Origin of the sequence: Streptomyces sp. NPDC048504, from assembly GCF_043200035.1 — a bacterium.
Taxonomy (GTDB): domain Bacteria; phylum Actinomycetota; class Actinomycetes; order Streptomycetales; family Streptomycetaceae; genus Streptomyces.
In genome coordinates this window covers 1-7315 of sequence record NZ_JBICXA010000042.1, presented here as the reverse complement: position 1 = coordinate 7315, position 7315 = coordinate 1, and the positions used below count along the sequence as shown (strand labels likewise).

Sequence of the window (7315 nt, the reverse complement as noted above, 5' to 3'; positions counted from 1 at the left end):
CAGCACCCCCCGGATCATCAACAACAGGGGCAAAGAGTCCTACCGGACCTGGAGGCCACGAGCCCGAACCGGGCTTTACAAAGAAGGTAATGGGCGCCCCGAACTATCCGGCATCTACCGGGCGACATCGCACGTCAACAGGTCTCCCCACCCGGTCTGGTCCGCGAGCGCCACCGCCACCCAATTGCGCCGACGTGCCCGGCCCCCTAGGACTGTAGGCGTCGCGGTAGGACTCAGTGCCCGGGTGTGAGTAGTTGCGGTACCCACTGCGGTCGCGAAACCTCTGCGCTGTCCGCTCGTTGAGCCTGCGTCTCGGAACTCCCGCGAAATTGTCCGTGATCCGTAACAGGCGCATCCTCCCCCGCCTTTACGCCGTCCTGACGAGTGCACGGAGTCGATCAACCAGGACAAGGGCAGGCTGACATGGCACGGCACGGTGGGCGGGGTTGGTACGGGCGGGTACTCGCGGCGGCGGTCGGGGTGACCGCGGTGGCGGCGGCAACGTCGGTGTGGACCGCGCAGGCCGGTGTCGTCGACGCGCAGGGCGCCGGGGGCTCCGCCCGTCCCTCCGCGGCCAGTTCGGCTCCCGCCCGGGCCACCGTGTCGGAGGAGATCGTGCACGCCTCCGACAAGGGCGCGCGGGGCGTCAACATCACCATCGACGACGGGCCGGACCCGACCTGGACACCGCAGGTGCTCCAAGTGCTCAAGGAGTACGGGGTGAAGGCCACCTTCTGCATGATCGGCCCCGAGGCCGAGGCCCACCCCGATCTGGTCAAGGCGGTCGTGGCGGCCGGGCACCGGCTGTGCGACCACACGGTGTCGCACGACACGACGATGGACAAGAAGTCCGAGTCGTACCAGTCGCAGGAGATCCTGAACGCCGCGAGCATGATCACCAAGGCGTCCGGCGGTGTCCGACCCCTGTACTACCGTGCGCCGGGCGGCGCCTTCACGCCGTACAGCCGGCACCTCGCCGCCTCGCAGGGGATGCGTCCGCTGGGCTGGAACGTCGACTCCAAGGACTTCGAACTCCCGGGCACGGACGCCATCATCGCCACCGTCAAGAGCGAACTGCCCAACGGGCCGACGATCCTGTTCCACGACGCGGGCGGCGACCGCTCGGAGACCGTGGCCGCGCTGCGCGAGATCCTCCCGTGGCTGAAGCAGCAGGGTTATTCGTTCGGATTCCCTGTGCGCTGAACGGTGGCGTGCCGAACAGTGCGTCGAATTGGCGTTCGCTGTTTTTCAGGTGACGAATATGTGTGGGAAATGTGTAACGGCCCGCGAGGTGGCGGTATTTAACCGTGTCAGTGCCGATTCGCGCTGCTGTCGGTTCCCGATGAAGGCTTGCGGCGATTTCAGGCGTGCAGTAACTACGTGACACATGAACCTGTTCAACCGTGCTGCGCCCCTCCGCCGCTCGGCACCCCCCGCCGTCCCGAAACGCCCGGCCGCCCCACCGGCCTCCACCCCCTCCGGCCTGCCCGATCCGGCCCTGGCCGCGCTGACCGGAGAGTGGATGATCGACCCCGCGCACAGCCGGATCGGCTTCTCCGTCCGGCACGCGATGGTGACGACCGTGCGCGGGTCTTTCGCCGAATACAAAAGCCGGCTCTATTTTGACGGCCGCAACCCCGCCCGCTCGCAGGCCGAGGTCGTGGTGTCCACCGGCAGCGTCGACACCGGAGTGGAACAACGCGACGGTCACTTGGTCGGCCGTGACTTCCTGGACTCCGCGAACTTCCCGCGGATGCGGTTCGCCAGTACCGCGGTGCAAATGGCCGGCAACGATGTCTACCGCATGCTCGGCGATCTCGCCATCAAGGACGTCACTCGTCCCGTTGTCCTGGAACTCACCTATATCGGCCATGTCACCGACCCGTTCGGCGTCGAGCGCGTCGGCTTCGACGGCACCACCACCATCGACCGTTCCGACTGGGGTCTGACCTACAACTCCCGGCTGGCCGAGGGGGGCGCGATGGTGAGCGAGAAGGTGCGGCTCCAGTTCGACATCGCGGCGATCCGGACGATGCCGGCCGCCTGACACATCGTTTGCTCGCCCGGACGCCGTGTCGCTGCGCGCCGGGCGAGTCGTATGTCGCCCGTCGTCTCCAGTCGTCTCCTGCCGTGCGGTCTCCCTACCGGGTGACGGGACAGCCGCCGACGATCGTGTGGACGGGGTTCAGGTCGCGCAGGGCGTCGCTCTGGCAGTGGGCCGGGTCCTGGTCCCAGACGGTGAGGTCGGCGAGGCGGCCCGGGGCGAGGGCATGCAGGAAATCAGTCACTACGTCGGACTCAGATCGAGATCATGCGCCAAATGACCGACGAAGCAGGTTGCCGGACCCGGGCCGCAGTTCCTTCGCGGACCGGCGACACACCGACCGTCATTGACAAGCCGATTCCGCACCGGTTGTCATGAACACATGCCGAAATATCCGGGGCTCCGCCACACCCGCCTCACGCACCGGTCCACCTGCCCCGCCCTCGGCTCCGGTTGCGCTCCGTCCCTGGACTCGCCGTGGAAGTACGGTCATTGACCGGCCGTCGCGAGCTGCTCGACACCGCCCGGGCCGAGTTGACGAACCGTCACGGAGTACTTCTCCACGGCCCTGCGGGGATCGGCAAGTCCGTACTGGTCGCTGCCCTCGTGGCGTCCTCGGCCGCTCATGTCCAGCCTGCCGGGACGGTGTTGCACTGCTCCCCCGCCGAGGAGGACGCCCGGCTCCCGTTCGCCGGTCTCGTGGACCTGTTCGCACGGGTGCCGGAGAGCTGCCTGGCGGCCCTGGCGCCCGAGCCCCAAGTGGCGTTGCGGGCAGCCCTGTTGCGCGGCGAGACACCGGACGCGGACCGGGACCGGCTCGCGATCCGGGTCGCCGTTCTCGACGTGTTGCGCGCCCTCGCCGCCGTCGGCCCCGTGCTGCTGGTCCTCGACGGCCTCCAGTGGCTCGACGAGCCGACCGCCGAGGTGCTCGCCTTCGCCGTACGCCGTGTCGAGGGCCTCGACGTACGGGTGGTGGCCGCCGAGCGGGTGGCTGAGGACGAGCAGCCCGAACGGCCGCACTGCTGCCCACCCGGCACCGTCGAACTGCCCGTGCCACCCCTGACGGACGACGAGGTGGCACAGCTCCTCCCCACCGACCTGCCACCGGCGGTGCTGCGGGCCGTCCAGGACACCGCCGCCGGAAACCCTTGGTACGCACGGGAGTTGGGGCGGGCGGCCCCGCGCGACGGTGCGGCCGTCGGCCTCGGCCGGAGCCTGCCCGTACCCCGACGGCTGCGCGCCCTGCTCCTGGACCAGGTGCGCACGCTGCCCGAATCCGCGCGCAGCACCCTCCTCGTCACGAGCGCCGCCGCCCGCCCCACGCTCACGCTGCTGCGCGCCGCCGGTTTGCATGACCCCGCCGCCGACCTCGCGGAGGCAGAGCCGCTCGGGGTCGCGACGGCCGACGCCGACGGGACCGTACGCTTCCGGCATCCGCTGATCCGGGCCGCCGTCTACGCCGACGCTGCGGAACACGAGCGCCGACGAGCACACGCGCTGCTGGCCGGTGCGGTCGGCGAACCCGTGGAGCACGCACGGCACTTGGCGCTCGCCCACCCGTACGAGGACGAGACCACGGCCCGCACACTGATCTCCGCGGCCGAGTGTGCCCGTCGTGACGGTGCGCCCGACGCCGCCTTCGAACTGGCTGGGCTCGCGGCCCGGCGCACGCCCGGCGACCATCCGGTGGAGCGCGCCGACCGGTTGTTGGCGGCGGCCGAATACGCGTGTGACGCGGGGCAGTTGGAGGAGGCGGGGCAGGCGGCCGAGACCGTGCTCGCCGGGTCGGGTTCCGCGCGGCAGCGGGTGCGGGCGCGGCTGGTCCTGCTGCGCAACGCCGGACAGGCGTTGAAGGGTGCGCATGCCCTGATCGAGGAGGGGCTCCGGGACGCCGACGGTGATCCGGAGGCCGAGGCGTGGCTGCACCATTGGGCAGCCGTACGGGGCCTGCTGTGCGGGGAGTTGGAGGACGCGGCCCGGCATGCTCGGCGCGCCGCCCGGCAGGCGGCCGTGGTCGGTGACACGGAGACCCGGATCGGGGCGCTCGCCACGCTCGCCCGGGTGCGTTCCCTGGGCGGCGAACCGGTCGCCGCCGACATCGCGTTGGAGGAGGCGCTCGCGCTCGCCGGTGGCGCCGGTGCCGGGCCGGAGAGCTGGGGGCTGATCCGGATGCGGGCGATCCTCGCCCTGGACTCCGACAAGGTCACCGAGGCCCAGCAGCGGGTCACCGAACTCCTCGCGGAGATCGGGGAGTTCGCCGGGGTCGAGGAGGTCATGGCGACCCTGGTGGCCCTCACCCGGATCCAAGTACGCGCCGGGCACTGCAGGGAGGCCCTGGAGACCGCCGCCCGCTGCACACGTGCCGTGGCCGAGACCGGCGTACAGGCCGCTCCGGCGTTGTACGCGGCGGCGCTCGCGGCGACCGCGGGCGGGACCGCCGACGAGGCGCGGCAGTTCGCCGAGCAGGCGGTGCGGGCCTCGGAGGCGGACGGCGACCGGCTGTTCCTGCTACGCGCGTTGGCGGTGCTGGGGCAGGCCGAGTTGCTCGCCGGTGACCCGCGTGGTGCCGCCGCCGCGGTCGAGGCGCTGCAGCGCGTCAAGGAACTCGGCGCGGCCATGTCCGCCGCCGATCCGCCCCTGCTGCACTGGTACAGCGACCTGGCCGAGGCCCTGGTCGTGCTCGGCGAGACGGACGCGGCCGGTGCCGTGATCGACGAGGCCCGGAAGCGGGTGTCCGTCGACGCGCCAGGCAGCGTACTGGCCGCGCTGGAACGGGCGGAGGGGCTGCGCGAGGCTGGCCTCGGCCGGGCGAAGGAAGGGGCGGTACGGCTGCGGGCCGCCGTGGAGCGGTTGCGTCAACTCCCGTTGCCCGTAGACCTGGTGCGCACCCTGATCACGCTCGGCGCGGTCGAACGGCGGGCGCGGCACCGGAACGCGGCACGCACCGCTCTCGGCGAGGCATGGGAGACGGCGACGCGGATCGGCGCCGTTCCGCTGGCAGCGCGGGCCGGGGACGAACTGACCCGGCTGGAGGCCGGTGACCGGGACGGTGAGGGGCGGCCCGAACTCACGCCCACGGAAGCGCGGGTGGCCGAACTGGTCGGCGGCGGAGCCACCAACCGGGAAGTCGCAGCGGAGCTGTTCATCAGCGTGAAGACGGTCGAGGGCACACTGTCGCGGGTCTACCGCAAGGTCGGCGTCCGCTCACGGACCGCGCTCGCCCATGCCATGGCGGTCGCCGTCATCGCGTCCGGCGCGGCGACCGTGAGCGTCGGCGACGACGACCAACAGCAGCTCACGACACCGGCGGTGACGGTCAGTCAGCCCGGCCGGGTCCGTACGTCCCGGACGCTCGACAACCGCCGCTGACCTGTCATCCGCGGTTCACGTGACATCCGCAGTTAACACACAACGCAAGGGTTCCCCCGCTTATGCGGGTGGGGCTGATGTTCCTACGGTGAAGCCGTTCCCCTTCCGGGACAACAACCCCCCACTCCTCGGAGGACCTCAGTGACGTCACGACTGAAACTGGTCGGTCTGGTCGCCGTACCGGCTCTGCTCGCCGCCGCCGTTCCCAGCGCCTACGCCGCCGCCCAGCCGCACACAACTCGCGCCGCCATCGCGGGAGATGTCCTCAAGGGCCTGAACCACGACGCGGCCCGAACCGGCGCCGTCTCCGCCGCCAAGCGCATATCGGTGGCCATCAGCCTGACCCCGAGAAACGACAAGTCCCTCGACACGTTCGTCGCCGACGTCAGTAATCCGCGGTCGAGTTCCTACGGGCATTATCTGACGAAGGCTCAGTTCGCGGCCCGGTTCGGCCGGACCGACGCCGAGGTGAAGCAGGTCAAGGAGTATCTGCGCGCCCAGGGTCTCACCGTCGGCAAGGTCCACTCGGGGAACCTGCTGGTCGACGCCAGCGGCACCGCCGCGCAGTTGGAGAGGGCGTTCGGCACCAAGCTGTCGACGTGGAAGGACACCAAGTCGGGCCGCGCGTTCTACGCCAACGAGACCGCGCCGACCCTGCCGACCGGCATCGCCGGCCTGGTCAGCGACGTGACCGGCCTCAACAACCGCGCCCAGCTGCACCACCAGGGGTCCGCCAAGGTCAACCCGCACAACGGCCCCGGCGGCGGCTACACCCCGGCCCAGATCAAGGGCGGCTACAACGTCTCCAGCACGTACACCGGCAGCGGCCAGAAGATCGCGCTGCTGGAGTTCGACGGCTTCGCTCAGTCCAACATCACCAAGTACGACACCAACTACAGCCTGGGATCCCCCACTCCGACCGTGTCGAAGGTTGACGGCGGCTCGGGCGCGCTCGGTGACGGTCAGGTCGAGGTCGAGCTGGACATCGAGGTCCTGCACGCGATCGCCCCCAAGGCGAACGTCACGGTCTTCGAGGGTCCCAACTCCGACGCCGGTGAGGTCGACACCTACCAGGCCATCGTGGACAGCGGCATCCCGACCACCTCGATCAGCTGGGGCGCCTCCGAGAGCCAGCGCACCACCTCCAACATCAACGCCGTGGACGCCGTGTTCAAGGCGGGCGCGGCCGAGGGCCTCGGCTTCTACGCGGCCTCCGGCGACGACGGCTCGGACGACGCGGGCGACGGCACCACCACCGTCGACTACCCGGCCGCCGACCCGTACGTCACCGGCGTCGGCGGCACCACGCTGACCGTCACCTCCGCCAACGCGTGGAGCAAGGAGACGGCCTGGTCGGGCGGTGGCGGCGGCAAGTCCTCCGTCTTCAAGATCCCGAGCTGGCAGACCGCGGTGCAGAAGACCGCGGGCGGCGGCTACCGCCAGGTCCCGGACGTGTCGGCGCTCGCGAACCCGAGCCCCGGTGTCTCGATCTACTCGCAGGGCAGCTGGGGCACGGTCGGCGGCACCAGCGCCGCCGCGCCCGAGTGGGCGGCGTTCGGCGCGCTCTACAACCAGCAGGCCGCGGCGGCCGGCAAGGCCAACCTCGGCTTCGCCAACCCCGCGCTCTACACGGCGAGCGGCACCGGTTTCCACGACATCACCAGCGGCAGCAACGGCGCCTACTCCGCCGCCAGCGGCTGGGACTTCACCACCGGCTGGGGTTCGTACAACGCCGCGACCCTGGCGACCAAGCTGCTCGGCTGACCGCAAGTGGCTGAACACCGATGAATGAAGCGCGGGGGGGGGCCTAAACCCGCCGCCCGCGGGGGTGTAAAACAAAGAACGCCGCACACCACAAATGAGTTGACGGGGCCGCCCCGCCCACACGCACCAAGCCCCCCG

5 protein-coding genes are annotated in these 7315 nt (G+C 70.7%); 4 read left to right on the top strand and 1 reads right to left on the bottom strand.

Features of this window, described 5'->3' with window-relative positions; all coding sequences use genetic code 11:
- Positions 1–423 precede the first annotated feature (423 nt).
- Both ACGFY9_RS48800 and ACGFY9_RS48795 read left to right on the top strand, forming a co-directional pair.
- Positions 424–1203, top strand: coding sequence for a polysaccharide deacetylase family protein (locus ACGFY9_RS48800; protein ID WP_393765639.1), 780 nt, complete (start codon positions 424–426; stop codon positions 1201–1203).
- Between the two features lie 184 nt (positions 1204–1387).
- Positions 1388–2047 carry a YceI family protein gene (locus tag ACGFY9_RS48795; RefSeq protein WP_393765638.1) on the top strand — a complete coding sequence of 220 codons (660 nt, stop codon included), beginning with the start codon at positions 1388–1390 and terminating at the stop codon, positions 2045–2047.
- A 94-nt stretch (positions 2048–2141) separates the two neighbouring features.
- Here ACGFY9_RS48795 and ACGFY9_RS48790 read toward each other — a convergent pair whose 3' ends face one another.
- Complete coding sequence (locus ACGFY9_RS48790; protein WP_393765636.1) at positions 2142–2288, bottom strand: hypothetical protein; 147 nt, start codon at positions 2286–2288, stop codon at positions 2142–2144.
- 248 nt (positions 2289–2536) lie between these two features.
- Here ACGFY9_RS48790 and ACGFY9_RS48785 point away from each other — a divergent pair, with 248 nt between their 5' ends.
- Complete coding sequence (locus ACGFY9_RS48785; protein ID WP_393765634.1) at positions 2537–5413, top strand: AAA family ATPase; 2877 nt, start codon at positions 2537–2539, stop codon at positions 5411–5413.
- A gap of 141 nt (positions 5414–5554) precedes the next feature.
- The gene (locus tag ACGFY9_RS48780; RefSeq protein WP_393765632.1) at positions 5555–7177 is read left to right on the top strand and encodes a protease pro-enzyme activation domain-containing protein; all 1623 of its coding nucleotides are present in this window, start codon (positions 5555–5557) and stop codon (positions 7175–7177) included.
- Positions 7178–7315 lie beyond the last annotated feature (138 nt).